Below are 26,795 nucleotides of genomic sequence, written 5' to 3' on the forward strand. Positions count from 1 at the left end.
TGTCGGACTCGCGGGTCACGCTTGGGTGAGGGCGGGTGGGCCGGGGACGAAGTCCGGGTCCACCTGGGCGGCCAGGTCCTCGCCCGTCCGGTCGTTGCCCCACGAGCGCGCGTTGCGCAGGTGGAACTCCACGGCCTGCCGGTGGTACCGCTCCCAGTCCCGCTCGACCGAGTCCACCGTGGACACCAGCTTTTCCAGCGCCGACAGGTTTTCCGGCTCCAGCGCGTCGATCGGCCGGACCTGGCCGCGCTCGGTCGCGCGGACGTGCCCGGAGCCGGTCAGCCAGCACAGCAGCGCGTCGCCGAGCTGGTCGCGCAGGAACGCGACATCGTCGTCATCAGTGACCTTGTTGCCCACCACCGCGAGCCGCACCCCGAAATCGCGCGCGTAGTCGGCGTACTGCCGGTACACCCCGACGCTGCGCAACGTCGGTTCGCACACCAGCAGCGTCACGTCGAAGCGGGTGAACAGGCCCGAGGCGAACGCGTCCGCACCCGCGGTCATGTCCATCACCACGTATTCGCCCGGCTCGTCGACGAAGTGGTTGAGCAGCAGCTCCGCCGCACCGACCTTCGAGTGGTAGCAGGCGACACCCAGATCGTCCTCGGTGAACCGGCCGGTGGCGCCCAGTCGCACCCCGCTGACCATGCGGAAGCACTGGTCCAGCACCGGGTCCGCGGCGAACGGCCGCAGCAGGCGCGAGCCGCGGCCAGGCGGGGTGGTCTTGATCATCGCGTCGGCGCTGGTGATGCGCGGATTGTCCCCGCGCAGGTGTTCCTTGATCAGCGGCAGGTGGTCACCGAGCGTCGGCAGCGTGACCGCTTCCTCCTCGCTCGCGCCCAGTGCGGCGGCCAGATGCTGGTTGATGTCGGCGTCGATGGCCAGTACCGGTTTGCCCGACGCGGCAAGGTAGGCGGCGAACAGGGAGGTCAGCGTCGTCTTCCCGCTGCCGCCCTTGCCGACGAACGCGACCTTCACCGTGCATACCTCCGAAAACGATATCGATTTTCATTACTGACAAGGGAAGATACACCCGAGTGGCCCAGCCCCGAACGAGGGATCAACTCGGCCCAGGCGCGTTAGGGTGAGTGGGTGGCTCGTTTCACGGCCGGCTCACCTGCGGCGGACGGGGGCTTCGGTCACCTGCGCGCCGAGTTCGAGCTGCCGGAGTCCTTCCGCGCGGACGTGCTCGCCGAAGCCGAGGCGGCGGGTGTCGATCCGCGTGAGGCCGTGCGCGAGGACGCCACGCACCTGCCGTTCGTGACGATCGATCCGCCCGGCGCCAAGGATCTGGACCAGGCCATGGTCCTTTCCCGCCGCGGCGACGGGTTCCGCGTGCAGTACGCGATCGCCGATCTGGGCACGTTCGTCGTGCCGGGCGGCCCGGTCGACCGTGAGTCCCGCCGTCGCGGCCAGACGCTGTACCTGCCCGACGGCAATGTCCCGCTGCATCCGCCGGTGTTGTCCGAAGGCGCCGCGAGCCTGCTGCCGGGGGAGATCCGGCCCGCGGTCCTGTGGACCATCGATCTGGACTCGCGCGGTGAGCCGACCGCGACCCGCGTCCGCCGGGCGCTGGTCCGGTCCACCGAGCAGTTCGACTACGAAACCGTGCAGGCGGCACTGGAAACGGGCACCGCGCATCCCTCGATCACCGCGCTGCCGGAGCTGGGACAGTTGCGGCGGGAGCTGGCCTTGCGGCGTGGGGCGGTCGAGCTGCAGCTGCCCGAACAGGCCGTCAACGGCGATGCCGGCGACGGCTGGTCGCTGGGCACGCGGCCGCGGAACGACGTGGACGCGTGGAACGCGGAGATCTCGCTGCTGACCGGAATGGCGGCGGCCTCGATCATGATCGAGGCGCGCGTCGGCGTCCTGCGCACGCTGCCGGATGCCGACCACGATTCGATCGCGTGGCTGCGCCGGTCCGCGCAGGCGCTGGGGATCGCGTGGCCCGCCGGCGCCTCGGTTTCGGAACTGCTCGCGGGCCTGGACCCGACGCTGCCGGAGTCCATGGCGCTGTACACGTGCAGCACGAGGTTGTTGCGTGGTGCGGGTTACACGTCGTTCGAGGGCCAGTTGCCGCCGTCGACGACGCACGCCGGCATCGGTGCCCCGTACGCGCACGTGACCGCGCCGATCCGGCGGCTCGTGGACCGGTTCGCGGCGGAGATCTGCATCGCGGTGGACGGGGACCGAGAGGTGCCGGACTGGGTGCGTGCCGCGTTGCCCGACCTGCCGTTCCTGATGAGCGCGTCGGATTCGCTCGCCGCGCGGGTCGAACGGGCGTGCATCGACCAGGTCGAGGCGTGGATGCTGGCCGAGCGGATCGGCGGCACGTTCGAGGCCGTGGTGCTGCGCGCGGAGGAGGCCCGTGCGGAGATCCTGGTGGAGGATCCGCCGGTGATGGGCAAATGCGTCGGCGCGAACCTGCCCGAGGGGGAGCGGATCACGGTCCGGCTCACCGCGGTGGACGTGGCCAAGCGCAAGGTCTCGTTCGAGCGGGCCTGACCGATGACGTTGTTCGATGATCTGGGCGAAGACGTTCCCCTGCGGGGTGTGCCGCGGCGGGTCGTGTCGCTCGTGCCGTCGCTGACCGAGGCGGTCGAGACCACGCTGCCCGGTGTGCTCGTCGGCGCGACTGACTACTGCACCCATCCGGCCACGCTGGACGTGCCGCGCGTCGGCGGTTCGAAGTACCCGAAGGTCGACCGGGTGCTGGACCTCCGCCCGGATCTTGTGCTGGCGAACTCCGAAGAGAACCGCCCGGAGGAAGTGGAACGCTTGCGGGCCAACGGTTTTCCGGTGTGGGTGACCGAAGCCCCGGCGACGGTCCCGCACGCCCTCGCCTCCTTGCGGCGGGTGCTCACGCAGGCGTTCGAGGCCGACGAACCCGAGTGGCTCGTGCGAGCGGAGGAGCTGTGGCGGGACACGCCACCGGTGCGGAAGCGCGCCGTCGTCCCGGTCTGGCGCAAGCCATGGGTGATCCTGGGCCGCGACACCTTCGGCGGTGACGTTTTGCGCCGGCTCGGAGTGTCCATTGTGTACGGAGAGCACCAGGACCGGTACCCGCGCCCGAAGCTCGGCGAACTGCGATCGTGGTTCGCCGACGGCAGCGCCGATCTGCTCGTGCTGCCGGACGAACCGTACGAGTTCACCGCAGCCGACGGCCCCGAGGCCTTCCCCGGCGTCGGGTACACCCTCGTCAACGGCCGCCACCTGACGTGGTATGGACCATCCCTTGTGGACGCACACCGGGAACTCGGCCGGGTGCTGTAGGCGCGAGTCCCGGTTGTACCGAGGCTTTGCCCTCCGCTTAGCTTCGGTCAGGTACCTTCGTCCCGGATTACCGCGTCACACCCAGGGGAAGGCCCTCAATGTCCGCTGTGACATATCTCGAGGCAATTGTCGTCGGCGCCCTGCAAGGTGTGTCCGAATTATTCCCGGTGTCCAGTCTCGGGCACAGTATTCTGCTTCCGGCGTGGGTCGGCGGGAAATGGGCGCAGGACCTGAGCATGGGCAAGGACTCGCCGTATCTCGCGGTGCTCGTCGCGATGCACGTGGCCACCGCGCTCGCGCTCGTGATCTTCTTCTGGCGCGACTGGGTGCGCATCATCCGCGGCCTGCTGACCTCGATCCGGGACCGCGAGATCGTCAACCCCGACCAGCGACTCGCCTGGCTGCTCGTGCTCGCCACCATCCCGGTCGGCATCGGCGGGGTGCTGCTGGACAGCCTGGTCCGCGACCATCTCGGCAAACCCATACCCGCGGCGATCTTCCTGACGCTCAACGGCGCCGTGCTGCTGGCGGTCGAGCGGTTCAGCAAGACCCGCACGAAGGTCCCCGTCGCCGCCGAGCAGACGATCGACTTCTCCGCCGAGGCCACCATGCCGATGCGGGCGGTCAGCGTCGAGGAGGCGTCCGATCTCCGGCTGTCCAAGCTGAGCGTCGGCGAGGCGGTGCTGATCGGCGCGGCGCAGATTCTGGCTCTGTTCCCCGGAATCAGCCGGTCGGGCATCACGATGGTGGCGGGCCTGCGCCGCGGGCTCGACCACACCGACGCCGCCCGGTTCGCGTTTCTGCTTGCCACCCCGGCGATCCTGGGCGCTGGCGTGTACAAGACGCCGACCCTGTTCACCCCGGAGAACCACGCGTCCCTCGGCCCCGCACTCGTCGGCAGCCTGGTCGCCGGAATCGCGGCGTATATCGCGGTGCGATTCCTCACCTCGTATTTCGAGACGCGTACGCTGAACCCGTTCGCTATCTACTGTGTGATCGCCGGAGTCGGTAGTTTGGTGTTTTTCCTGGCATGAATGTTCCACTTTCCTGGGGGAGAGTGTTCGGGGCCTGGACGATCGACGTCCCGGCGGTCGTTTTCGTCCTGATCCTCGGTATCGGTTATCTGCTCGCCGCCCGCCGGGTACCGGGGTGGCCGCGCGGACGCACCGTGGCGTTCCTCGGCGGCCTGGCCACGATCCTGCTGCTGACCTGTTCGTTCCTCGGCGTCTACGACGACGCGCTGTTCTGGGTCCGCGCGGTGCAGGTCGTCGTACTGCTGATGGTCACCCCGCTGCTGCTCGCCCTGGGCGCGCCGCTGACGCTGACGCTCGCGACAGCGCCGTTCGCGGATCGCCTGCGCAAGATCGGTCGCGGTGCCCTCGCGCGCACGCTGACGTTTCCGCTCGTGATCACCGTTTTGCTGATCGTTCCGCCGTTTCTCCTCTACCTGACCCCGTTGTACGAGTTGACGCTCCGCAATTCCGCGGTCGACGCGATCGTCCGGCTCGGGCTGATCTGCTGCGGGTTCGTCTATTTCTGGACCCGGCTGCGCGTCGACCCGACGCCGCGCGAGGACCACCACCTCGTCTCGTTCGGCATCAGCTTCGCCGAGGTGATCGTGGACGCGGCGCTCGGCCTCATCCTGTGGCTGGGTCCCGTGCGCGCGGCCGGCTACTACCACGAGCTGGCCCGCGCCTGGGGCCCCGATCTGCGCACCGACCAGATCATCGGCGCCGGCATCCTGTGGATCGGCGGCGACCTGGCCGGCCTGCCGTTCGTCGGCGCGCTGTTCAGCCGCTGGATGCGCGACGACGCCCGGCAGGCCAAGCAGATCGACCGCCAGCTCGACGAGGAACCGCAAGCGGATGGCCTCTGGTGGGAAAACGACCCGCAGCTGGCCGAGCGGTTCAAGCGACAATGACCACCCGACGTGTGTCCTCGACGGGTGGTAGTCGGGTGAAGGGTTGGCGGCTAGTGGAACGTGTGCTCGGGCGCCGGGAACTCGCCGCGCCGTACCTCGTCGGCGAACGCCGTCGCGGCACCGGAGAGGACCCCGGCCAGGTCGGCGTAGCGCTTGACGAACCGCGGCGCCTTACCGCGGCGCAGCCCCGCCATGTCCTGCCACACCAGCACTTGCGCGTCGCAGTCCGGCCCGGCGCCGATGCCGACCGTGGGGATCTTCAGCTCGTGCGTGACCCGCTTCGCGACCTCCGCCGGCACCATCTCCATCACCACGGCGAACGCCCCGGCCTCCTGCAGCGCGAGCGCGTCCGCGACCAGCGTCTCGCCGGCCTCGCCGCGGCCCTGCACCCGGTAACCGCCGAGGTTGTGCTCACTTTGCGGGGTGAACCCGATATGGCCCATCACCGGCACACCGGCGCCGGTCAGCGCCTCGACATGGGGCGCGAACCGGCGCCCGCCCTCGAGCTTGACCGCGTGCGCCCGGCCCTCCTTCATGAACCGGACGGACGTCGCCAGCGCCTGCTCGGGCGAGAGCTGGTAGGAGCCGAACGGCAGGTCGGCGACCACGAGCGCGCGCTTCGTGGCCCGCGTCACCGCGCGGACCAGGGGGAGCAGCTCGTCCACCGTGACCGGCAGCGAGGTGTCGTAGCCGAACACGTTGTTCGCGGCCGAGTCGCCGACGAGCAGCACCGGGATGCCGGCCTCGTCGAACAGTTCGGCGGTGTACATGTCGTAGGCGGTCAGCATCGGCCACGGCTCGCCGCGGTCCTTGAGCTGCTGCAGATGGTGGATGCGCACCTTCTTGACGGGCGCGGTTTCCTGCGGGCCACTGCCGTAAGGCGCGGTGGTCTCACCAGTAGGGGTGGACATCTTCGTCGACCAACCTTCCCTCGAGGCCCTCGTCGGGTCCCCGGGTCGTGGATCTGGGAACACCAGCGTGACACCGCGATACGCACGTCCCCAAGGACCTGCGATGAGCTTCACACGGGACGGTGACCATGGTTCCCCAATGGCGGCGGAAGGCCGGTGGCGTGGTCGCCACGGTCGTCGAACTGGGTGCGGTGATGTCCATCGCACTGCTGATCTGGGGCGGGCACCACGGCTTCTACCGGTGGACGGTCGGGCTGTTCAGCCTGGTCAACATCCCGGCCGACTCGAACCTGCTGATCGCGCTGGTGCTGGGCGTGCTGGGCGCGGCGCTGCGCAGGCGCAAGCGGGCCGCGCTCGACACGCTGATCCTGTTCCAGGTCGGCGGCCTGCTGCTGACCATCGCGTTCCAGGCGACCCTGCTGTGGGCGCCGGACCTGCTCGCCCGCGAGCGTCATCCGCACGTGCCGCTGGTGGGGCTGACCGTCACCGACCTCATCACGGTCGGGCTGATCGTGTTCCTGCTCGCCTTGCGCCCGGCGTTCCCCGCCCGGCTCGCGCCCGGCGCCTGGCGGCACGCGCTGGTCGTGGGCGTGTCCGGGATCATGGCGGTGATCTTCGGCGGCTGGGCGCTGCTCATCGTCTGGCCGGGCACGCTGCACGGGCTCGGCGAGAGCTTCCTCTGGGCGGCCAACCACGCGACCGGTGAGCTGCTGCAGCTGCGGCGGCTCGGGGTCCGCGAAGGCCCGGAGTGGATCGACCTGTTGCTCGACCTCGGCGGCACCCTCGTCGCCGTCGCCACGCTGTCCACGTTCTTCCGCGGCGTGCGCAGCCGCCGCCATCACACCGACGACGAGGAACTGCGGCTACGCGAGTTGCTGGCTAAGTTCGGCGAGGACGATTCGCTCGGGTACTTCGCCACGAGGCGCGACAAGAGCGTGGTCTTCGCGCCCAACGGCCGCGCCGCGGTGACCTACCGGGTGCTCGCGGGCACGAGCATCGCGAGTGCCGACCCCGTCGGCGACGTCGAGGCCTGGCCGCAGGCGATCGAGGCGTGGCTGGCCGAGGCGCACACCTACGGCTGGGCGCCCGGGGTGCTGGGCGCGAGCGAGCGCGGCGCGCGGGCGTACGCGCGGGCCGGGTTGAAAGCGCTCGAACTCGGCGACGAAGCGATCCTCGACGTCCGCGAGTTCAGCCTGTCCGGCCCCGAACGGCGTTCGGTGCGGCAGGCGGTCAGCCGTATCGAACGCGCCGGTTACACGGCGATCGTCCGGCGCCACAACGAGATCACACCGTCCGAAATGGACGAATTGGTGCAACGGGCGGAGCGCTGGCGCGGCGCGGAGATCGAGCGGGGCTTCTCCATGGCGCTGTCCCGGCTGGGCGACCCGAGCGACGGCCGGTGCGTGATGGTCGAGGCCTACGACGCGTCCGGCGCGCTGCGCGGGTTGCTGTCGTTCGTGCCGTGGGGCCGTCGTGGACTGTCGCTGGACCTGATGCGGCGGGACCGCGACGGCGAGAACGGGCTGAACGAGTTCATGGTCGCCCGGCTTGTCGAGCAGGCCGGACGGTTCGGCGCGCAGCGGATTTCCCTGAACTTCGCCATGTTCCGGGCGGTTTTCGCGGCGGGGGAGCGGATCGGCGCGGGTCCGGTGGTGCGGGCGTGGCGCGCGGTGCTGGGTCTCGCGTCCCGGTTCTTCCAGCTGGAGTCGCTGTACCGGTCGAACGCGAAGTACAGCCCGGACTGGGAACCTCGGTTCGTCTGCTTCGTTTCGGCGCGCCGGCTCGCGCGGATCAGCCTGGTCGCGGGCGCGCTGGAGGGTTTCCTGCCGTCCAGTTGGCGATCTCCGCGCAGGGCCATCGCCGGTGGCGGGGTGAGCGACGAGTTTCTGGCGCGGGTCAAGGAGATCGACGAGATCCGCACCGAGCCGCGGGCGCTGCGGCGGCCCGAGCAGGTGCGGGTGCGGATCGCGAAGCTGGACCGGTTGCGGGAGGCCGGTGTCGACCCGTACCCGGCCGGTTTCGTCCGCGACACCGTGCTCGCCGAGATCGTGGCCAAGTTCGCCGGGCTGCCCCCGGACAGCCACACCGGATGCGAGGTGCGGGTGGCCGGACGGGTGGTGGCGCTGCGCGACCTCGGCGGGCTGTGTTTCGCCCGGTTGCGTGATTCCAGCGGCGAACTGCAGTTGATGCTCGCCGGCGACGAGTTGTGGCGCTCCGGCGTCGATCTCGGTGACCAGGTGGGCGTCCGCGGTGAGGTGGTGACGTCCCGGCGTGGCGAGCTTTCGGTGCGCGTCGACGAGTGGACCGTCACGGCGAAGTGCCTGCATCCGTTGCCGGACAAGCGAAAGGGCCTCGCCGACCCGGAGACCAGGGTGCGGCGGCGCTACCTCGACCCGGACCTGCCGGATCTGCTCCGGCTGCGTGGCACGGTTGTCCGGGCGGTGCGGGAACGCTTGTACGCCAACGATTTCCTCGAGGTCGAAACGCCGATGCTGCAGACCGTCCACGGTGGTGCGAACGCGCGGCCGTTCGTGACGCACATCAACGCGTACGACATGCGGATGTACCTGCGGATCGCGCCGGAGCTGTACCTCAAACGGCTGTGCGTGGCCGGGATGGACCGGGTGTTCGAGCTGAACCGGAACTTCCGCAACGAAGGCGTGGACGCGACGCACAACCCGGAGTTCACGATGCTGGAGGCGTACCAGGCGTACGCCGACTACGACTCGATGCGGGTCCTGACCCGGGAGCTGGTGCAGCAGGCGGCGATCGCCGCGTACGGTGCCCCGGTGGTGCGGCGGGAGGACGGCGAGCACGATCTTTCCGGTGACTGGCCCGTGATCACGGTGCACGACGCGGTGTCGTCGGCGCTCGGGGAGTCCGTCACGCCGTCGACTCCCGTGGACACCTTGCGTGGTTACTGCTCAGCGGCGGGCGTTCCGGTTGCCGGTGAGGCGGGTCATGGCGACCTGGTGCTCGCCGCGTTCGATCATCTCGTGGAGCCCCACACGGTCGAACCGACGTTCTACACGGACTACCCGACGGACGTTTCGCCGTTGACACGGCAGCATCGCGGGGATCCGCGGCTGGCAGAGAGGTGGGATCTCGTCGCGTTCGGCTCGGAAATCGGGACGGCGTATACGGAACTGACGGATCCACTGGAGCAGCGCCGCCGGCTGGAAGAGCAATCGCTGCGCGCCGCGAGCGGTGATGTGGAGGCGATGGAGCTCGACGAGGACTTCCTGCAGGCGCTGGAGCACGGCATGCCGCCGACCGGCGGGCTCGGGCTGGGGGTCGACCGCCTGCTGATGATGCTGACCGGCGCGTCGATCCGGCAGACGGTGCCGTTCCCGTTCACCCGCCCCCGCTCATGATTCCCTTGCGGCACAAGGAATTCCCAAAACTGTCGGACCCCGGTGCGAGGATGTCCCCACTGACCGTCTTCCACCGAAGGAGCACCTCATGTCCGGCAACGTCCGACCCGTCCGCGACGAGCGCGATGGCCTGCTCGCCTTCCTCGCCCAGCAGCGGTATGTCCTGCGCCTGACCGCTTACGGCCTGACCGACGCGCAGGCGCGGCTCGTGCCCAGTGACAGTGCGCTGAGCATCGGTGGCCTGCTCAAGCACGTCACCAGCACCGAGCGTGGCTGGATGAACACCGTGCTGCAACGACCACCCGAGGGCACGATGGAGGAGAGAGCGGGCGAGTACCTGGACGATTTCCAGTTCACCGAGGACGACACGCTGCCCGCCGTGATCGCCGATTACGAGCTGGCGGGGCGGGAGACGGAGGAGATCATCGCCGGTATCGCGGACCTGGGCCAGCCGGTTCCGGTGCCCAAGGGCGTCCCGTGGTTCCCGGACGACATTGACGCGTGGTCGGTCCGGTGGGTCCTGCTACACCTGATCCAGGAGACCGCGCGCCATGCCGGACATGCCGACATCGTCCGCGAGCACATCGACGGCGCCACCGCCTTCCCCCTGATGGCCGCCGCCGAAGACTGGCCCGCCACCCCCTGGATGACCCCCTGGCAACCAACCCCAACCTGACCCGCTCGTTCGCACCCGGGCCCGTCCGCCCCACTCCGCCCGGCTCGGCCCGGCTCGCTCGCGCCCGGCCCGCTCGCCCGGCCCGGCTCGCCCGCCCGCTCCGCGAGTCCGACTCTCGCGCCCGCGAGTCCGACCCTCACGCCCGCGAGTCCGACCCTCACGACTCCGAGTCCGACGCCCGGAACGGCGAGTTCGACGCTCACGACCGCGAGTTAGACGCCCGGAACGGCGAGTTCGACGTCCAGAACCGCGAGTCCGACCCTCGCGACGCCGAGCCCGACCCTCACGGCGGCCGTGTTTGCGTCTTGTGCGGGCGTGTTTGCTGCCCACGTTGGTGAGTTGCCGCTCGTGTCGGTGAGTTTGCCGCCTGCGTCGGTGGGTTTGCCGCTCTCGCCGGTAGAGGGTGTAGCTCGGTCTGGCGCATCGTTGCCGGGGTAGGGCTTGAGGTTTTCCGACGGTGGAGGTTCCTACGCCTTCCATCCGAAAGATCTCGACGTGCGTGACGCTGCCCCTCCAGCCGGGTTCGGCCGCCCGGTTCTGACCGCCCGCTGCTGACTAGAGGGCCTGGGCCTGGAGGTCGTTGGCCAGCGACTTGATCCCGGTCGAGCATCTCGGACATCAGCGCCGTGAGGTGCGCTCCTGCTCGCGGCCTGGATCGCCGCCGCGCCGCCGCCCCCGGCCGATGGAGCGGTGGTGCGGGCTACCGGTCGTCGTCGTCCCCGGCGGCGACGGTGTCGAGTGCTCGCTCGAGGTACGTCGTGAGCCGCTCGATGTCGGCGTGCTTGAACGCGGTGTCGCCGATGATGCTGCGCAACATGCGCACCCCGGTGCACATCGACAGCAGAAGTGCCGCTCGCGCCGTCGCATCGTCGCCGGGGAGTTGCTCGGCGAGCTGTCGCTGCGAGCTCGTCTCGAGGCGCTGCCGCATGATCTCCGCCGCCTGCGGGTTCGATGCGGAGCGGAGGATGAGCAGCATCGGGTGGGGGTCGTCGTTCTCGGCAGTGAGTGCGTCCAGGGCGGCGGCCCGGTTGGTGCCGCTCACGCCGATGAGTGACTTCTGGAAGAGCTCTGCCACCACCTCGGTGAACAGGCCCTCCTTCGACCCGAAGTACCGGGTGATCAGACGCGGATCGACTCCCGCGTTCCCGGCGATCTCGCGCGTCCCGGTGCCGTCGAACCCGGAACGGCTGAACGCGGTGAGGGCGGAATCGAGGATGGCCCGCTTGGTCGCCGCGGCGTCGCGCGGGCGTGCGCTCCGTCGCGTGGTCTCGGCCATACGTCGAGGTTAACCCATGAGATCCGCCATGTCTGCATTTGGGGACTTGCGTTGTCCTCGACTGGGGACTTATGGTGTCCTCAGTTGGGGACTTAGCGCGCTGCCGCGTCGCGACGACGAACACGAAAGGCATGACCATGACTGGATCAATTCCCACCCGCGCCCTGGGCACCGAGCGTCTGACCGTCGGGGCCGTCGGCTACGGCGCGATGAGTTTCGCCGACGTCTATGGCCAGAGTGGCTACGACAAGGACGAGAGCGCGCGCGCCATCCTGGCCCGTGCCGCGACACTCGGGGTGACGATGATCGACACCGCGGACGTCTACGGGCCGAGCGAGGAGATCCTTGGACGGGCACTCGACGGGCATCGGGAGGACTTCGTCGTCGCGACGAAGTTCGGTATCCGGATGTCCGCGGAGCCGAACGTGCCCCCGAAGATCGACGGTACCCGCGCCTACATGCGCCAGCAGCTCGACCAGTCGCTGCGCCGCCTCGGGACCGATTACGTCGATCTCTATTACGCGCACCGCATCGACCCGGACACGCCGATCGAGGACACGGTCGGCTGGATGGCGGAGCTCGTCGCGGAGGGCAAGGTACGGCACCTGGGACTGTCCGAAGCTGCTGCCGACACACTCCGCCGGGCGAACAGTGTCCACCCGATCGCCGCGGTGCAGACCGAGTGGTCGCTGTGGCAGCGCGGCATCGAGGACGAGGTCCTCCCGACAGCACGGGAGCTCGGGATCGCCGTCGTCCCCTGGTCCCCGCTCGGTCACGGCGCGCTCACCGCGACCATGCCTTCCCGCGACGAGATGACGGAGACCGACAGCCGCCGGCTGGTGCCGTACTTCTCCGAGGAGCACTTCGACGCGAACCAGGCCACGCTCGCGATCGTTCGCCGGATCGCGGCCGAGGTCGAGGCAGAACCCGGTCAGGTCGCGCTGGCGTGGCTGCTACACCAGGGTGACGACGTCGTCCCGATCCCGGGAACGCGTCGCGAGCGTTACCTCGAGCAGAACGCCGCAGCAGCGTTCGTCGCGCTGAGCCCCGACCAGCTGGCCGACCTCGCCACGATCCGTGTCCACGGGGCGCGCTACGAAGGAATGGGTGCGATCCCGAACTGGAACGACGGCGTCACCCCGCCGCGGGTCGCCTGACCGCGACGGCGCAGGCTCGACCACCCGGCAGCCATAGGGCAGCAGCTAGAACAGTGTCGGTTCGTCGGCCCGGGCGCCTTCGATCACCAGCATCCGGCGCTTGGTCTCCACGCCGCCGGGCGCGGAGAACCCGACCATCTTGCCGTCGGCGCCCAGCACCCGATGGCAGGGCACGACGATCGGAAAGGGGTTACGTCCCAAGGCCCGTCCCACCGCCTGTGCCGAACCCGGCATGCCCAGCCGGCTCGCGACGTCGCCGTAGGTGAGCGTCTTCCCGGGCGGGATCGTGCGCGCGATCTCGTAGACGCGCCGATGGAAGTCCGGCACGCCGCCGAGATCGAGCGGGATCTGGAGCAGATCGCGTGATTCGCCGCGCAACAGGGCGACGATGTCGGCGATCGCCTGCCGGACCGGCTCCGGCGGCTCGGTCTCGGCGGCGTCGGGATAGCTTGCGTGCAAACGTGCGCGGGTCAGCCCGGCGCTGCCGTCGGGCAGACGCACGCCGACCACACCGCCCTCACCCCAGGCGATGCCGCAGTGCCCGATGGCGGTGCCGAACACCGCAAAGCCTTGCGCCGTCATAGCCCGCTAATTCTCCGGCACGAGACAGAACGGGTGGCCTTCGGGGTCGGTGAGCACGGTCCAGTCGGCGCCGCCCGGCTGGAAGTCCGGCCTGCCGGCACCGAGCGCGAGCAGTTCGTGCGCGGTCGCGCCGACGTCGGCAACGGTGAAGTCGAGGTGGAAATGCTTGCCGTCGTCGGGCCAGCCCGGCGACCGGTATCCCGCGATCCGCTGGAAACCCAGCTGGATCGTCCCGTTGCCACGCAGATACGCGGTGTCCGCGTCGCTGGAGGTGATGTCCCAGCCGGTGACCTTCGAATAGAACCCGGCGAGCGCGCCCGGGTCCGCGCAGTCGATCACGACGGCGGCGAGTACGGCTGTCATGGAAACTCCTTTCGTTTTCCTTGCCCCGCAAGCCTGCCGTCACTCGTGCCGTGCGTATTGAAGATTCTTGCGCGCCCGGAATTGTCGTACCCCCGGCGTAGCTTCCGGGACATGCGCTCCGCCGTCGAACTGGCCGCGCGGCCGGAGTTCGCCGTGCACACGGTGTCGTGCCGAGACGACCACCGTGGCTGGTCGCCGCCCGAGCATCGGCAAGGCTACGGGCTGGTTCTCGTGCGCCGAGGCCGTTTCCGTCGCCGTGCGGAGGGCGTGACCGCCGACGTCGATCCGACGATCGGTTATCTCAGCCTGCCCGGTGCCGAGGAACGCTTCGCGCATCCGGCCGGCGGGGATCTCTGCACGTCGATCAGCCTCAGCCCCGAACTGTGGCACTCGATGACCCACGACCGCGTGGGCGGAAGCCTCTATGTCGACGCGCGACTCGACTTCGCGCACCGCAGAGTCCTGGCCGCCGCGGCGAAAGGCGATGTCGACTACGCCCTCACCGAGCAACTGCTGACGCTCGTCGCCACGGCCCTGCGCCGCCGCGAGCCGCTTCGTCCCGAAAGGACTCTCGTGGCCCGTGCCCGCGCGGCGATCCAGGCCGACCACCCGGCGTCGAGCAGCCTGCTCTCGTTGGCCGGGCTACTCGGCGTTTCGCCCTACAAACTGAGCCGCGCGTTCTCCCGCGAGCTGGGGATTTCGCTTACACAGTACCGGAATCGCGTGCGCGTGGGCCGGGCCCTGGACCGCCTCGAAGCCGGCGAGCCGGACCTGGCGGGCCTCGCCGCCGACCTCGGTTTCGCCGACCAGGCCCATCTGACCCGCACCGTCCGCGACCACTGCGGCCGCACCCCGGCGGCCCTGCGTCGTGAACTCAGCCGCGCTGAGCCCCTTCACGCCAACCGTTCGTGATCGGCAGCCGCCGGTCCCGCCCGAACGCCTTGAAGGTGATCTTCGTGCCGATCGGGTACTGCCGCCGCTTGTACTCGGAGCGGTCGACCATCCGGATCACGCGGTCGATCGTCTCCGCTTCGAAACCGGCCGCGATCAGGTCCGCGTACCCGCGGTCGCCCTCCACGTAGTCGTCGAGAATGTCGTCCAGCAGCGGGTAATCCGGCAGCGAGTCGGTGTCCAACTGGCCCGGGCGCAGCTCCGCCGACGGCGGCTTGGTGATCGAGTTCTCCGGGATCGGCGGCGTCTCACCGCGCTTCTCGGCCTCGGCGTTCCGCCACCGCGCCAGCTCCCACACGTGCGTCTTGAACACGTCCTTGATCGGCGCGAAACCGCCCACCGCGTCGCCGTAGATCGTCGAATAGCCGACCGCCAGCTCGGTCTTGTTCCCGGTCGCCAGCACCAGGTGACCATCCAAATTGGACAGTGCCATCAGCAGCATGCCGCGCACCCGCGCCTGGATGTTCTCCTCCGCGAGCCCCGTCCCGGCGAGCTTCAGCTGGTCGACGTACACCCGCACCATGTCCTCGACCGGCTCGGTCCGGAAGTGGCAGCCGATGCGCCGCGCCAGTTCCGCGGCATCCGAACGAGAGTGCTCCGACGAGTACGCGGACGGCATCGACACGCCGTACACCGAATCCGCGCCCAGCGCGTCCGCCGCCAGCGCCGCCGTGAGCGCCGAGTCGATCCCGCCGGAGAACCCGAAGGTCACCGAGTGGAACCCGTTCTTGTGCACGTAGTCGCGCAGCCCGACGACGAGCGCCGACCACACCTCCGCCTCGTCGGACAGCGGCTCGCTGATCGGCGTCACGACCGGTTCGTACGCCGGCACCGGCTCTCGCCCGAGATCCCGCCGCCGGACTTCCATGCCCTCGAAAGACCCCTCGGCACTGTGCCCGCCCGACGGCAGGTCGAGATCCACCACCAGCAGGTGCTCGACGAACTGCGGCGCCCGCGCGAGCAACTCACCGTCCGCGCCCACGACGATCGAGTCCCCGTCGAACACGAGGTCGTCCTGACCGCCGACCAGATTGGCATAGACCAGTGGCGCCCCGGCTTCGGCCGCGCGCCGGGCGACCAGCGGCAGCCGGACGTCGTCCTTCGAGCGCTCGTACGGCGAAGCGTTCGGCGCCACCACGAGGTCGACGCCCGCCTTGCCCAGCGCCGTCACCGGACCGCCGTCCTGCCAGATGTCCTCGCAGATCACCATGCCGATGTCGAGCCCGTGCAGCCGCACCACGTCGAGCGTCTGCCCCGGCTTGAAGTACCGCAGCTCGTCGAACACGCCGTAGTTCGGCAGGTGGTGCTTGAACTGCCGCCCGACCACCTCGCCGTCGTGCAGCGCCGCGGCCGCGTCGCGGGGCCCGACGTGGTCGAGATCGAGATATCCCACGTACGCCAGCAAATCGCCGCACCCGGCCTGGTCGAGCCGCCCCGCCAGCTCGTCGACCGCGGCGCGGGACGCCTCGGCGAACGTCTTGCGCAGCGTCAGATCCTCGACCGGGTAACCGGTCAGGGACATCTCCGGGAACACCACGACATGCGCGCCCGCTTCGACGGCCTTGCGAGCCCAGTCGACGTGCAACCGCGCGTTGCCCGCGATGTCGCCGACCGTCGGGTTGATCTGGGCGAGCGCGATCCTCAGCTGTGGCATACGCCTATTCTCGCGCACCCGCGGAGCCGCCCACAGCGAATGTGCGCAAGGGCAACCCCGCGGGTGACCGGGCTCAGTCGCGCCCGCGCTTCATCAGGCTCCGCACCTGCTTGAGGGTCTGCTCGAAGTCCGAGTCGAACGGGCTGTCGTGCACCAGATACGTCCACGTCGAGCTCGGCCGCCGCACGCCCGAAGCCGCCACGTCGACACCGTCGTCCGTGATCTCCGCATCTTCGAGCGTCTGCACCGAACGCTCCTCGATCGCCGGGATGATCTTGTGGAACTCCGGGATCGCGAGTCGGTGGAACTCGTCGAGCGGCGTCTCCCGCGCGATCGCCCGCAGGTGGATGCTCTCCCGCACGTCGGTCAGGTACGCCAGGTGATCCGACCACAGCTCGTCCAGGTGGAACAGCATGACCTCGCGGCACACCTGCGCCAGTGGCTCCTCGTCGAGCGCCTCCTCCAGCTCCGCGAGCCGTTTCGGCGCGGCCTCCTTCAGCTTCTCCACGGCCAGATCCGTCCGCAGCAGCTTGTCGCGATGCGCCAGCAACTCGTTCCGCTGGTGCTCGATCAGCCGCGTGTAGCGCCAGGTGTTGCGGTGGATCTCCAGGTGCACGCCCTCGGCGACGCGCTGCGCGTGGTTGATCTGTCGCTGCGCCGCGGAATCCTCGATCTCACCGGACTCGTCGTCGGCGTGGATGCCTTCGGGCACGTCCGGCGCGTTCGACAGCACCAGTTCGTCGTTCAGCGACGCGAAGAACACCGCGCTGCCCGGGTCGCCCTGCCGGCCGGACCGCCCACGCAGCTGCCCGTCCAGGCGGCTGGAGGGATACCGCGCGGTGCCGATCACGTGCAGCCCGCCCAGTTCGGCGACACGCTCGCGGTCCTTGCCGTCGGCCCCGCCCAGCCGGATGTCCGTACCGCGGCCGGCCATCTGCGTCGACACGGTGACCGCGCCGTAGGTCCCGGCTTCGGCGATGATCGCGGCCTCTTCGGCGTCGTTGCGCGCGTTCAGCACGACGCACGGCAGGTCGACCTTCGCGAGTTTCTCCGCCAGCTCCTCGGATTCGGCGACGTCCTGCGTGCCGACCAGGATCGGCCGCCCGGTCTCGTGCACCTCCCGGATCTCCGTCTCGATCGCGCGCAGCTTGTGCGACGGCGACGCGAAGATGCGGTCCGGCCGGTCCTCGCGGACGTTCGGCTTGTTCGGCGGGATGACCGCGACCTCGAGCTTGTAGAACTCGCGCAGCTGCTCGGCGACCGCGACCGCGGTCCCGGTCATGCCGGCCACCTGCGGGTACCGCGCCATCAGCGCCTGCACGGTGATCGAGTCGAGGATCTCGCCGCGGTCGGTCGCGGCCAGCTGCTCCTTCGCCTCGACCGCGGCCTGCAGCCCGTCCGGCCACCGCTGCAGCTCGGCGATCCGGCCGCGCGAGGTGTTGATCAGGTGGACCTTGCCGTCCCGCACGATGTAGTCGACGTCCCGGGTGAGCAGCGCGTGCGCGTGCAACGCCACGTTGACCGCCGCGAGCCGGTCGGAGCCGGAGTCGCCGTACAGGTCGATCCCGCCGAGCGACTTCTCCACCACCGAAGCGCCCGCCGTCGTCAGCCACGCGTTGCGGCCGTCGCTGTCGGTCTCGTAGTGCAGGCCCAGCCGCAGCCGCCGCACCACGTTGGCGACCTCGACGTCGGCCACCGCGTGGTCCACCGAGCCCGCCATCACCAGCGGCACCCGCGCCTCGTCGACCAGCACCGAGTCCGCCTCGTCGATGATCGCGACCTCCGGTTCGGGCTGTGCGAGCTCCTCGACGCGGGTGACCAGCCGGTCCCGCAGCACGTCGAAACCGATCTCGCTGACCGCGCCGTAGGTGACTTCCTTGCCGTACGCCTCGCGCCGCTCGTCGCGGGTCAGCGCCGGCTCGACCCAGCCGACGGACACGCCGAGCAGGTCGTACACCGGTTTCATCCACTCGGCGTCGCGCCGGGCCAGGTAGTCGTTGACGGTCGTGACGTGCACCCGTTTGCCCTGGATGGCGTACCCGGCCGCGGCCAGCGCGCCGGCGAGCGTCTTGCCCTCACCGGTCTCCATCTGCACGACGTGCCCGGTGAGCAGGCCCATGGTGCCCAGCAGCTGGACGTCGAAGGCGCGTTCGTCGAGCGCCCGCCGCGCCGCCTCCCGGCCCAGCGCGCACACCTCCACGAGCTGGTCGTCCTTGAACACCGCCTCGAGCCGGAGCTTGCCCGCCCGCTCGGTGAGCTCAGTGTCGGTCAGTCCCTCCAGCTCGGCTTCGAGCTCGCCGATCGCCGGAAGCAACGCCTCGTACCGGGTCAGTTCGGCGCTGCCCGGCCGCTCGATGAGCTTGCGCAGCCGCTTGCCCATCCGGGTGATCAGTGCTGGCACCCTGGTCTCCTGTCTCGTTCTGCGTCGACCAGCCAACGAGGTGGTGGTGGTCCGGTGTTCCCCGCCAGGATGGCACGATCGGCCCGTGCCCTTCCTCCAGCGAGCCCGGTCGCGAACCGCGCGTGTAGCCGTCCTCATCGGTGTCTGCCTGCTGATGCCACTCGCCGCGTGCACCTCGACGCAGCCGAGCACACCCCAGGCGCAGACCGAGACCGAGGCGAAAGGACCGCTAGGTCCGGTTCCTGCTGGTCTGGACAAGTTCTACGCGCAGCCGTTGACCTGGGCCGACTGTGCACCCTACGCGACTTCCGACGACGCCAAATCCGTCTTTCGTACGCAAGGCCTGCAGTGCGCGCGGCTGACGGTCCCGCTGGACTACGCCGCCCCGCAGGGCGACACGATCAACCTGGGTGTGTTGCGGCACAAGGCGTCGGGTGACCGCATCGGCGCGCTCGTGCTCAACCCGGGCGGGCCCGGGGCGTCCGGCATGGTCGCCGCGGCGGGCCTCGCGTCGCAGGTCTCGAACACCGAGCTGGGGCAACGGTTCGACCTGGTGGGTTTCGACCCGCGGGGGATCGGTGCGAGCGAGCCCGACGTGACCTGCCTGACCGACTCCGAACGTGACACCGAGCGCGCGGAGGACCTCGACACCGACGGCTCGCCCACCGGGGTCGTCAAGCAGGAGGCGCAGTCGAAGGACTTCGCGGCCAAGTGCGCGCAGCGGACCCCGCACGGCACGGCGATGCTCGCCAACCTCGGCACCAGGGACGTGGCCAGGGACATGGACGTCCTGCGCTCCGCCCTCGGCGAACAGAAGCTGACCTACCTGGGCTACTCGTACGGCACGCGGATCGGCTACACCTACGCCGAGGCGTTCCCCGCCAACGTCCGCGCGATGGTCCTGGACGGCGCGCTCGACCCGAACCAGGACGAGACGGAGTCGCTCGTCGCGCAGGGCGCCGGCTTCGGCGTCGCGTTCAACCAGTTCGCCGCCTGGTGCGCCGCCCGTCAGGACTGCGCGCTGGGCCAGAACGCCGGCGCCGCCACGAAGGCGTTCCAGGATCTGGTCCGCCCGCTCATCGCGAAACCGGTGCGGCTGGCCGACGGCCGCGTGCTCACCTTCGACGACGCGACCCTCGGCGCGATCCAGGCGCTGTACTCGCAGCAGCTGTGGCAGCCGCTGAACAACGGACTGATCGAGTTGAAGAACGGTCGCGGCACCACGCTGATGGCGCTCGCCGACCAGTACAACGAGCGCGACAACAGCGGCCACTACACGAACACGCAGGACGCCTTCACCGCCGTGCGCTGCGTCGACGATCCGCGGGTCACCGACAAGACCGAGATCCTCAACGCCGAAAACCGCTACGACCAGGTGGCGCCGTTCCTCGACGACGGCAGGCCGAACGGCGCCGCGCTCGACGCGTGCGCGTTCTGGCCGGTGCCCAACACCTCGCAGCCGCACGAGCCGAAGGTCGCCGGTGTGCCACCGGTGCTGGTGATCTCGACGACGCACGACCCGGCGACCCCGTACGAGGCCGGGGTGAACCTGGCGAAGGCGATGAACGGCGCGCTGCTCACCTTCGAGGGCACCCAGCACACCGTGTTCCTGCAAGGAAATTCGTGCGTGGACCAGGTGGGCACCGACTATCTCGTGGACGGGACACTCCCGGCGGCCGGCAAACGTTGTGCCGGACAGTGACCGGGCTGGCACGATATGAGAGATGCCTTTCCGCCGCCGGCTGGCGGCTGTGCTGGGCCTGGTGTCGTGCCTGCTGATCGCGTGCACGCCGAACCGGGTTTCGCCGCCGCCCGAGCCCTCACCCGTGTCCGACGTCCACGCATTCGACCGGTTCTACGACCAGAAGCTGTCGTGGGATGACTGCGCGCCGTACGCGACGGAGGAGCAGAGCCAGGACGCGTTCCGCACGCCCGGCGTCGAATGCGCGCGGCTGACCGTGCCGCTGGACTACGCGCTGCCGCACGGGGAAACGATCACGGTCGGCGTGCTGCGGCACAAGGCGGCCGATCCCGCCGACCGGATCGGTTCGCTGGTGATCAACCCGGGCGGGCCCGGCGGGTCCGGGATGGAGGCGGCCGCGCGGCTCGTGCCGACCGTGGCGGACAACGCGATCGGGCTGCGCTTCGATCTGGTCGGCTTCGACCCGCGTGGTGTCGGCGCCAGCCAGCCGCAGGTGCATTGCCTGACCGACGCCGAACGCGACGCGGAGCGCGCCGGCCACCCGGGCGACGGCATCTCGCCGGCTTCCGCGGCGGCCTGGGCGGCGGAAGCGAAGGACTACGCGGCGAAATGCGTCCAGCGCACCGAACACGGCACCGACCTGCTGGCGAACATCGGCACCCGTGACGTCGTGAAGGATCTCGACGTGCTGCGCGCCGCGCTCGGCGACCGGAAGCTGAGCTACCTCGGGTACTCCTACGGCACGCAGATCGGCGCCAGTTACGCCGAGGCGTTCCCCGCGAACGTCCGGGTCCTGCTGCTGGACGGCGCCGTCGACCCGACCGAGGGCGAGATGCATTCCCTTGTGGCACAAGGGGAAGGATTCGCCCGCGCGTTCGGCCTGTTCGCCGTTGAATGCGCGAAGCACGCCGGCTGCGCCGTCGGACCGGATCCGGCGCGTGCCGTCGCGACGTTCGAGGACCTGGCGCGCCCGCTGCTGACCTCGCCGGCCCCAGCCGGCGGCGGGCGCGAGCTGTCCTACGACGACGCGATGACCGGTGTCGTCGAGGCGATGTACTCGCAGCAGTCCTGGCCGGTCCTCAACTCCGCGCTCAACCTGCTGCGCTCCGGCGACGGCAGCCTGCTGCTCAAACTCGCCGACGACTACTACGAACGCGGTACCGACGGGCGGTACTCGTCGCTGCAGGACGCCTACTACGCCGTGCGCTGCGTCGACAACCCGCAGAATCCGGCCACCGTCACCGCGACCCACCAGCAGATGCTGGCGGCGGCGCCTTTCTTCGGCGGTGGCCGCCCGGACGAGGGCGAACCCGACATCTGCGCGTCCTGGCCGGTGCCGAGCACGTCCCGGCCGCACCGCCCGGCCGTGCCCGGAGTGCCGCCGCCGCTGGTGATCTCGACCACCGACGACCCCGTCACGCCGTACCAGGCGGGGGTCAACCTGGCCACCGAGACGGGCGGTGGCCTGCTGACCTACGAGGGCGCGCAGCACACGGCCTTCCTGCACGGCGACCGGTGCGTCGACGTTGCCGGCCTCGCCTACCTCGTCGACGGCACCCTGCCCCCACCAGGCACCCGCTGCCCCTAGCACCGCCCTAGCGCCGCCCGGCGTGTTCGCCCCCCCGCGCGGGCGTGTTTGCCCGCCACATCGGTGAGTTTGCCCGCCGCGCGGATCTAGCCGGTCGGCGTCGCGCTCGGCCGCGGCGAGTTGAGCGCGGACAGCCCCAGTTCCAGCATCACGGCGCCTTCGTTCGGCTGCCGCGGCGGCACCTGGATCCACACGCGCACGAGATTGCGCGGCTCGGCCTGGGTGACCCAGAACTTCACGTCCACCCCGGCCCAGACCTGCGGCAGCACGCTGGTGATCACTTCCCGGCTCAGCTCGCCGGTCACCCGGTACGTCTCGACGCCCTCGACGTCTTCCTTCGTCTCCGTCTTCAACCCGGTCGCGCTCGTGAGCAGTTTCGACAGCCCCTGCCCCTGGGCGAGCAGCTTCGCCGGGTTGTACTCGGCGGGCACCGGTTCCTGCGTGCGCGTCCCGTGCTTGTCGGTGAGGATCAGCTGGTCGCCGTCGATCTCGTAGGTCAGCTCGAACCGGTTGGCCGACTCCTGCATGTCCGCCTGCCCGACGGCCGTCCCGGCGGGCCCGCCTTCGCGGCTCGCCCAGCCCTGGACCTCGCGGATGTCCAGCCCGGGCACGCTTCCGCTGATGCTGAAGTCGTACTTCATGCTGCGGACACCGGCGAACGTCGAAGCGGCGGCGCTGACCAGTTGGTTCGCGTCCGGCAGCGGGCCGCGCGTGTCCGGCGAAGACGAACAGCCGCTGGCCAGGGCCAGAATCAGCAGGAACACACCCGCGGTGCGGCGGCGGAGCATGTCGACCACCGTAGCGGTGCCGGTCAGGAGCCCGAGAAGGTGCGCCGGTACGCGAGCGGCGCGACCCCGATCGCCGCGTTCAGATGCTGCCGCAGCGACGCGGCAGAACCCAGCCCGGACTCGGCGGCGACCCGGTCGACCGGCAGGTTCGTCGTCTCCAGCAGGTGCCGCGCATGCAGCACCCGCTGCTGGTTGAGCCAGGCCCGGGCGGACATCCCGGTCTCCGCCCGGAACCGCCGGCTGAACGTCCGCACGCTCATCCGAGCGTGCCGCGCCAGCGTGTCGAGGTCGAGCGGTTCGCCGAGCCGTTCGAGCGCCCACGCGCGCGTCGCCGCCGTGCTGCCTTCGTCGGCAGGCAGCGGCCGCTCGATGTACTGCGACTGGCCGCCGTCGCGCCACGGCGGCACGACGCAGTACCGCGCCGCCCGGTTCGCGACCTCGCTGCCGTGATCCGACCGGATCACGTGCAGGCACAGGTCGACGCCCGCGGACAGCCCGGCCGAGGTGAGCACGTCGCCGTCGTCCACGAACAGCACGTTCTCGTCCAGCTGGACCTGCGGGTACAGGCGGCGGAACTCCTCGGCGTGTGCCCAGTGCGTCGTCGCCCGGCGCCCGTCGAGGTATCCGGCGGCGGCGAGCACGAACGCGCCGGTGCAGATCGACATCACCCGCGCGCCGTCCGGGATGAGCGCGAGCGCGTCGGCCAGCTCGCCCGGCATCGTCCCGTGCCGGCGAGGCCCGGCGACGCGGGTGCCCGGAATGATCACCGTGTCCGCCTCGGCGAGCGCTTCCGGCCCGTGCCCGAACCGGGCTTCGTAGCCGAGGCTGACCCGGACGGGCTGGTCGTCGACCCCGCAGATCCGCACGTCGTAAAGCGCCTGCCCGTCCTTCGTCGCGCTCGAGAACACCTGCGGCGGGATGTTCAGATCGAACCCGACGACCTCGGAGATGGCGAGAACCACGATCCGGTGCATGGCCGAATTTTTGCACATATTGGCGCTTCGGCCACTCGTTCACGTGGCGAAGATCGCTCAAGCTGACCGGGTGACAACTCGACTGCGGGTGCACCGCGCCTGGGGGGTGGCCTTCGCGGCCTTCGTCGCACTCGTCGGAGCGGCCGGTTTCCGTGCCGCGCCGAGCGTGCTCATCGACCCTCTGCACCAGGAATTCGGCTGGTCCACCGCCACGATCTCGGCCGCGGTCTCGATCAACCTCCTGCTCTACGGCCTCACCGCGCCGTTCGCCGCGGCACTGATGGACCGCCTCGGCATCCGCCGGGTGGTCACCGGCGCGCTGGTGCTGGTCGCCGCGGGCAGCGGGCTGACCGTGTTCATGACCGCGAGCTGGCAGTTGCTGCTGTGCTGGGGTGTGCTCGTCGGGCTCGGCACCGGGTCCATGGCGCTGGCCTTCGTCGCGACCGTGACCTCACGTTGGTTCGTCCGCCAGCGAGGGCTCGTCAGCGGCATCCTGACCGCGGCGGGCGCGGCCGGTCAGCTGGTGTTCCTGCCCGTGCTCGCGGCCCTGGCCACGCACGACGGCTGGCGCACGGCGTCCCTGGTGGTCGCGTTCGCGGCGCTGGCGGTCGTGCCCATCGCGCTGATCTTCCTGCACGACCACCCGAGCGACGTCGGCACGACGGCACTGGGTGCGACCGAACCGGAGGAGAAGCCGGCGCCGAGTCGCGGCACTGCCCGCCGGGCGCTGACCGTGCTGCGCGATGCCGCCAAGACCCGTGTCTTCTGGTTGCTGGCAGCCGGTTTCGCGATCTGTGGCGCGTCGACCAACGGGCTTGTCGGCACCCATTTCGTCCCCGCTGCCCATGAGCACGGCATGCCACCGACCACCGCGGCCTCGCTGCTCGCGCTGGTCGGGTTGTTCGACGTCGCGGGCACCATCGCGTCGGGCTGGTTCACCGACCGCGTCGACCCGCGCTGGCTGCTCGGCGGGTACTACTTCCTGCGCGGCATCTCGCTCTTGCTGCTGCCGCACCTGTTCGCGCCCACGACCGAGCCGCCGATGTGGGCGTTCATCATCTTCTACGGCCTGGACTGGGTGGCCACGGTCCCGCCGACCGTCGCGTTGTGCCGGGAGCGGTTCGGGATGAGCGGTCCGATCGTGTTCGGCTGGGTGTTCGCCTCGCACCAGGTCGGCGCGTCGATCGCCGCCTACGGCGCCGGCGTCATCCACGACACGATGGGAAGTTACGACCTCGCGTGGTATCTCGCGGGCGGGTTGTGCGGTCTTGCTGCGCTGCTTTCGGTCGCGATTCCCTCAGTCGGGGCACAAGGAGAACCGCGAAACATGGCGTTAACACGATCCCCGTAGGGTGCGGCCATGGATCGCCAGCAGGAGTTCGTGCTGCGCACGCTGGAAGAACGCGACATCCGGTTCGTTCGTCTGTGGTTCACCGACGTCCTCGGATTTCTCAAGTCCGTGGCTGTCGCCCCGGCTGAGCTCGAGGGCGCGTTCAACGACGGAATCGGGTTCGACGGCTCGGCCATCGAAGGCTTCGCGCGGGTCTACGAATCGGACATGATCGCCAAGCCCGACCCGTCCACGTTCCAGGTGCTGCCCTGGGAAACCGAAGACGGCGGACACTACTCGGCGCGCATGTTCTGTGACATCGCGATGCCCGACGGCTCCCCGTCGTGGGCGGATCCGCGGCATGTCCTGCGCCGCCAGCTGTCCAAGGCTGGTGAGGCCGGCTTCACCTGCTACGTGCACCCGGAGATCGAGTTCTTCCTGTTGTCCAAGCTGACCGAGGACGGCACCGAGCCCGAGCCCGCGGACAACGGCGGGTACTTCGACCAGGCCAGTCACGCGACGGCGACGCACTTCCGCCGGCACGCGATCGAGACGCTCGAAGCGATGGGTATCTCGGTCGAGTTCTCGCATCACGAGAACGCACCTGGTCAGCAGGAGATCGACCTCAGGTACGCCGATGCGCTGACGATGGCCGACAACGTGATGACGTTCCGCTACGTCATCAAGGAGGTCGCGCTGACGCAGGGGGTGCGCGCGACGTTCATGCCGAAGCCGTTCACGGCTCAGCCGGGCTCGGGCATGCACACGCACGTCTCCCTGTTCGAAGGGGACCGCAACGCCTTCCACAACCCCGAGGACCCGTTCGAGCTGTCGGAGACGGGGAAGGCGTTCGTCGCCGGCCTGCTGTATCACGCACGCGAAATCTCGGCCGTCACCAATCAGTGGGTCAACTCGTACAAACGGCTGATCACCGGGGGAGAGGCGCCGACGACCGTGTCGTGGGGCCGCGCCAATCGGTCGGCACTGGTACGCGTGCCGAACTACTCGCCGGGCAAGGCGTCCTCGCGTCGCGTGGAAATCCGCACGATCGACTCCGCGTGCAATCCGTACCTGGCTTATTCGGTGGTGCTCGCGGCCGGGCTCAAGGGCATTGAAAAGGGCTACGAGCTCCCGCCGCCGGCCGAGGACAACATCTGGTCGCTGACCGACGCCGAGCGCAAGGCCGCCGGCTACGAGCACCTGCCGCAGAACCTCGGTGAGGCGCTCACCGAGATGGAGCGCTCCGAACTGTTGCCCGAAGCACTCGGCGAACACGTGTACGACTTCTTCCTCCGCAACAAGCGCGTCGAGTGGGACAACTACCGGAGCGCCGTGACCCCCTACGAGCTCCGGACCCTGCTTCCAGTGCTCTGACCAGGGGATTCACCTTTAGTGGACCCCCCTGTTTCTGGGGGGTTTCAGTGTGTGTAATCTTCTCTTCGTCGCCAGGGAGACCGGCGGACGGGGCCAAAACCCCGGACGACGGAAACCAGGGTCGGGCGGTTGACACCGCGAACCGAACCCGGTAATGTACTGCGACGGCCCTGATGGAGCCGCCAACAACCACTACGAATGAGTAGCGGTAGAGGCAGCTCTTCTTGGGAAAACAAAAGCTTGAAACAACGTCAAGTTGCGTGTTGTTTGAGAACTCAACAGTGTGCTAGTGAACTAAGCCAGTAGAGCTTATTTTTGAACCCGTTTTTGGGTTCCTTTGAGATTGACATAGAGTCGATCGAATTTTCTGATGCATTGTTGGAGAGTTTGATCCTGGCTCAGGACGAACGCTGGCGGCGTGCTTAACACATGCAAGTCGAACGCGACCATCTTTGGGTGGTTGAGTGGCGAACGGGTGAGTAACACGTGGGTAATCTGCC

21 protein-coding genes and 1 rRNA gene are annotated in these 26,795 nt (G+C 69.5%); 13 read left to right on the forward strand and 9 right to left on the reverse strand.

Annotated elements, in window-relative coordinates:
• Positions 1-15: 15 nt before the first annotated feature.
• Entirely contained in the window at positions 16-978 is a 963-nt protein-coding gene (locus tag LOZ83_RS40315) for an AAA family ATPase (RefSeq protein ID WP_236795966.1), read from the reverse strand.
• 114 nt (positions 979-1,092) lie between these two features.
• Between LOZ83_RS40315 and LOZ83_RS34260 the strand changes: the two genes are divergently transcribed.
• The 4 genes from LOZ83_RS34260 to LOZ83_RS34275 all read left to right on the forward strand — a co-directional run bounded on the left by LOZ83_RS34260 (position 1,093) and on the right by LOZ83_RS34275 (position 5,194).
• Positions 1,093-2,505: an RNB domain-containing ribonuclease gene (locus LOZ83_RS34260; protein WP_236795967.1), complete on the forward strand. Its 1,413-nt coding sequence runs from the start codon at positions 1,093-1,095 to the stop codon at positions 2,503-2,505.
• 3 nt (positions 2,506-2,508) lie between these two features.
• Positions 2,509-3,273 carry a helical backbone metal receptor gene (locus tag LOZ83_RS34265; RefSeq protein ID WP_236795968.1) on the forward strand — a complete coding sequence of 255 codons (765 nt, stop codon included), beginning with the start codon at positions 2,509-2,511 and terminating at the stop codon, positions 3,271-3,273.
• A gap of 98 nt (positions 3,274-3,371) precedes the next feature.
• Complete coding sequence (locus tag LOZ83_RS34270; RefSeq protein ID WP_236795969.1) at positions 3,372-4,307, forward strand: undecaprenyl-diphosphate phosphatase; 936 nt, start codon at positions 3,372-3,374, stop codon at positions 4,305-4,307.
• On the forward strand, positions 4,304-5,194 hold the full coding sequence (locus LOZ83_RS34275; RefSeq protein ID WP_236795970.1) for a cytochrome c oxidase assembly protein: 891 nt from the start codon (positions 4,304-4,306) through the stop codon (positions 5,192-5,194). Before LOZ83_RS34270 ends, LOZ83_RS34275 begins: the two co-directional genes overlap by 4 nt.
• A 50-nt stretch (positions 5,195-5,244) precedes the next feature.
• On the opposite strand, the gene panB is transcribed toward LOZ83_RS34275, so the two are convergent.
• Positions 5,245-6,105 (reverse strand): 3-methyl-2-oxobutanoate hydroxymethyltransferase, encoded by an 861-nt coding sequence (panB, locus tag LOZ83_RS34280; RefSeq protein WP_236795971.1) that lies wholly within the window; start codon positions 6,103-6,105, stop codon positions 5,245-5,247.
• A 128-nt stretch (positions 6,106-6,233) separates the two neighbouring features.
• On the opposite strand from panB, the gene lysX reads away from it, so the two are divergent.
• On the forward strand, positions 6,234-9,479 hold the full coding sequence (gene lysX / locus LOZ83_RS34285) for a bifunctional lysylphosphatidylglycerol synthetase/lysine--tRNA ligase LysX (protein WP_236796024.1): 3,246 nt from the start codon (positions 6,234-6,236) through the stop codon (positions 9,477-9,479).
• An 88-nt stretch (positions 9,480-9,567) separates the two neighbouring features.
• Positions 9,568-10,155, forward strand: a complete 588-nt coding sequence (locus LOZ83_RS34290; protein ID WP_236795972.1) for a DinB family protein — start codon at positions 9,568-9,570, stop codon at positions 10,153-10,155.
• A 700-nt stretch (positions 10,156-10,855) separates the two neighbouring features.
• On the opposite strand, the gene LOZ83_RS34295 is transcribed toward LOZ83_RS34290, so the two are convergent.
• Complete coding sequence (locus LOZ83_RS34295; RefSeq protein WP_236795973.1) at positions 10,856-11,431, reverse strand: TetR/AcrR family transcriptional regulator; 576 nt, start codon at positions 11,429-11,431, stop codon at positions 10,856-10,858.
• A gap of 137 nt (positions 11,432-11,568) precedes the next feature.
• On the opposite strand from LOZ83_RS34295, the gene LOZ83_RS34300 reads away from it, so the two are divergent.
• A complete protein-coding gene (locus LOZ83_RS34300; RefSeq protein ID WP_236795974.1) occupies positions 11,569-12,588 on the forward strand; it encodes an aldo/keto reductase in 1,020 nt (339 codons plus the stop codon).
• Between the two features lie 45 nt (positions 12,589-12,633).
• On the opposite strand, the gene LOZ83_RS34305 is transcribed toward LOZ83_RS34300, so the two are convergent.
• A complete protein-coding gene (locus LOZ83_RS34305) occupies positions 12,634-13,170 on the reverse strand; it encodes a methylated-DNA--[protein]-cysteine S-methyltransferase (protein ID WP_236795975.1) in 537 nt (178 codons plus the stop codon).
• A 6-nt stretch (positions 13,171-13,176) separates the two neighbouring features.
• The gene (locus LOZ83_RS34310; protein WP_236795976.1) at positions 13,177-13,533 is read right to left on the reverse strand and encodes a VOC family protein; all 357 of its coding nucleotides are present in this window, start codon (positions 13,531-13,533) and stop codon (positions 13,177-13,179) included.
• Between the two features lie 267 nt (positions 13,534-13,800).
• On the opposite strand from LOZ83_RS34310, the gene LOZ83_RS34315 reads away from it, so the two are divergent.
• Complete coding sequence (locus tag LOZ83_RS34315) at positions 13,801-14,445, forward strand: helix-turn-helix domain-containing protein (RefSeq protein ID WP_236795977.1); 645 nt, start codon at positions 13,801-13,803, stop codon at positions 14,443-14,445.
• Here LOZ83_RS34315 and LOZ83_RS34320 read toward each other — a convergent pair.
• Both LOZ83_RS34320 and secA2 read right to left on the reverse strand, forming a co-directional pair.
• Positions 14,408-16,138 carry an NAD+ synthase gene (locus LOZ83_RS34320; protein WP_236795978.1) on the reverse strand — a complete coding sequence of 577 codons (1,731 nt, stop codon included), beginning with the start codon at positions 16,136-16,138 and terminating at the stop codon, positions 14,408-14,410. The two genes, LOZ83_RS34315 and LOZ83_RS34320, sit on opposite strands and share 38 nt — an antisense overlap.
• Before the next feature lie 73 nt (positions 16,139-16,211).
• On the reverse strand, positions 16,212-18,539 hold the full coding sequence (gene secA2, locus LOZ83_RS34325) for an accessory Sec system translocase SecA2 (protein ID WP_236795979.1): 2,328 nt from the start codon (positions 18,537-18,539) through the stop codon (positions 16,212-16,214).
• A gap of 154 nt (positions 18,540-18,693) precedes the next feature.
• On the opposite strand from secA2, the gene LOZ83_RS34330 reads away from it, so the two are divergent.
• Complete coding sequence (locus LOZ83_RS34330; protein WP_236796025.1) at positions 18,694-20,241, forward strand: alpha/beta hydrolase; 1,548 nt, start codon at positions 18,694-18,696, stop codon at positions 20,239-20,241.
• A gap of 22 nt (positions 20,242-20,263) precedes the next feature.
• A complete protein-coding gene (locus tag LOZ83_RS34335) occupies positions 20,264-21,829 on the forward strand; it encodes an alpha/beta hydrolase (RefSeq protein ID WP_236795980.1) in 1,566 nt (521 codons plus the stop codon).
• An 86-nt stretch (positions 21,830-21,915) separates the two neighbouring features.
• On the opposite strand, the gene LOZ83_RS34340 is transcribed toward LOZ83_RS34335, so the two are convergent.
• Both LOZ83_RS34340 and LOZ83_RS34345 read right to left on the reverse strand, forming a co-directional pair.
• Positions 21,916-22,617, reverse strand: coding sequence for an LppX_LprAFG lipoprotein (locus LOZ83_RS34340; protein ID WP_236795981.1), 702 nt, complete (start codon positions 22,615-22,617; stop codon positions 21,916-21,918).
• Between the two features lie 23 nt (positions 22,618-22,640).
• On the reverse strand, positions 22,641-23,591 hold the full coding sequence (locus tag LOZ83_RS34345; RefSeq protein ID WP_236795982.1) for a GlxA family transcriptional regulator: 951 nt from the start codon (positions 23,589-23,591) through the stop codon (positions 22,641-22,643).
• A 70-nt stretch (positions 23,592-23,661) separates the two neighbouring features.
• Here LOZ83_RS34345 and LOZ83_RS34350 point away from each other — a divergent pair, with 70 nt between their 5' ends.
• The 3 genes from LOZ83_RS34350 to LOZ83_RS34360 form a co-directional block, all read left to right on the forward strand.
• Positions 23,662-24,942 (forward strand): MFS transporter, encoded by a 1,281-nt coding sequence (locus LOZ83_RS34350; protein WP_236795983.1) that lies wholly within the window; start codon positions 23,662-23,664, stop codon positions 24,940-24,942.
• A 9-nt stretch (positions 24,943-24,951) separates the two neighbouring features.
• Positions 24,952-26,295: a type I glutamate--ammonia ligase gene (glnA, locus tag LOZ83_RS34355; protein ID WP_236795984.1), complete on the forward strand. Its 1,344-nt coding sequence runs from the start codon at positions 24,952-24,954 to the stop codon at positions 26,293-26,295.
• Between the two features lie 375 nt (positions 26,296-26,670).
• Positions 26,671-26,795 (forward strand): 16S ribosomal RNA (locus LOZ83_RS34360); the annotation flags it as partial.

The organism is Amycolatopsis sp. GM8 (assembly GCF_021653975.1).
Classification (GTDB): domain Bacteria; phylum Actinomycetota; class Actinomycetes; order Mycobacteriales; family Pseudonocardiaceae; genus Amycolatopsis_E.

What these genes read in the sequence shown, in the direction of transcription:
- LOZ83_RS34300 (WP_236795974.1), top strand. Translation starts at nt 11,569, where the DNA reads ATGACTGGATCAATTCCCACCCGCGCCCTGGGCACCGAGCGTCTGACC.
- LOZ83_RS34270 (WP_236795969.1), top strand. Translation starts at nt 3,372, where the DNA reads ATGTCCGCTGTGACATATCTCGAGGCAATTGTCGTCGGCGCCCTGCAA.
- LOZ83_RS34275 (WP_236795970.1), top strand. Translation starts at nt 4,304, where the DNA reads ATGAATGTTCCACTTTCCTGGGGGAGAGTGTTCGGGGCCTGGACGATC.
- LOZ83_RS34295 (WP_236795973.1), bottom strand. Translation starts at nt 11,431, where the DNA reads ATGGCCGAGACCACGCGACGGAGCGCACGCCCGCGCGACGCCGCGGCG.
- LOZ83_RS34305 (WP_236795975.1), bottom strand. Translation starts at nt 13,170, where the DNA reads ATGACGGCGCAAGGCTTTGCGGTGTTCGGCACCGCCATCGGGCACTGC.
- panB (WP_236795971.1), bottom strand. Translation starts at nt 6,105, where the DNA reads ATGTCCACCCCTACTGGTGAGACCACCGCGCCTTACGGCAGTGGCCCG.
- LOZ83_RS34345 (WP_236795982.1), bottom strand. Translation starts at nt 23,591, where the DNA reads ATGCACCGGATCGTGGTTCTCGCCATCTCCGAGGTCGTCGGGTTCGAT.
- LOZ83_RS34340 (WP_236795981.1), bottom strand. Translation starts at nt 22,617, where the DNA reads ATGCTCCGCCGCCGCACCGCGGGTGTGTTCCTGCTGATTCTGGCCCTG.
- LOZ83_RS34310 (WP_236795976.1), bottom strand. Translation starts at nt 13,533, where the DNA reads ATGACAGCCGTACTCGCCGCCGTCGTGATCGACTGCGCGGACCCGGGC.
- lysX (WP_236796024.1), top strand. Translation starts at nt 6,234, where the DNA reads ATGGTTCCCCAATGGCGGCGGAAGGCCGGTGGCGTGGTCGCCACGGTC.
- LOZ83_RS34290 (WP_236795972.1), top strand. Translation starts at nt 9,568, where the DNA reads ATGTCCGGCAACGTCCGACCCGTCCGCGACGAGCGCGATGGCCTGCTC.
- glnA (WP_236795984.1), top strand. Translation starts at nt 24,952, where the DNA reads ATGGATCGCCAGCAGGAGTTCGTGCTGCGCACGCTGGAAGAACGCGAC.
- LOZ83_RS34320 (WP_236795978.1), bottom strand. Translation starts at nt 16,138, where the DNA reads ATGCCACAGCTGAGGATCGCGCTCGCCCAGATCAACCCGACGGTCGGC.
- LOZ83_RS34265 (WP_236795968.1), top strand. Translation starts at nt 2,509, where the DNA reads ATGACGTTGTTCGATGATCTGGGCGAAGACGTTCCCCTGCGGGGTGTG.
- LOZ83_RS34335 (WP_236795980.1), top strand. Translation starts at nt 20,264, where the DNA reads ATGCCTTTCCGCCGCCGGCTGGCGGCTGTGCTGGGCCTGGTGTCGTGC.
- LOZ83_RS34330 (WP_236796025.1), top strand. Translation starts at nt 18,694, where the DNA reads ATGCCACTCGCCGCGTGCACCTCGACGCAGCCGAGCACACCCCAGGCG.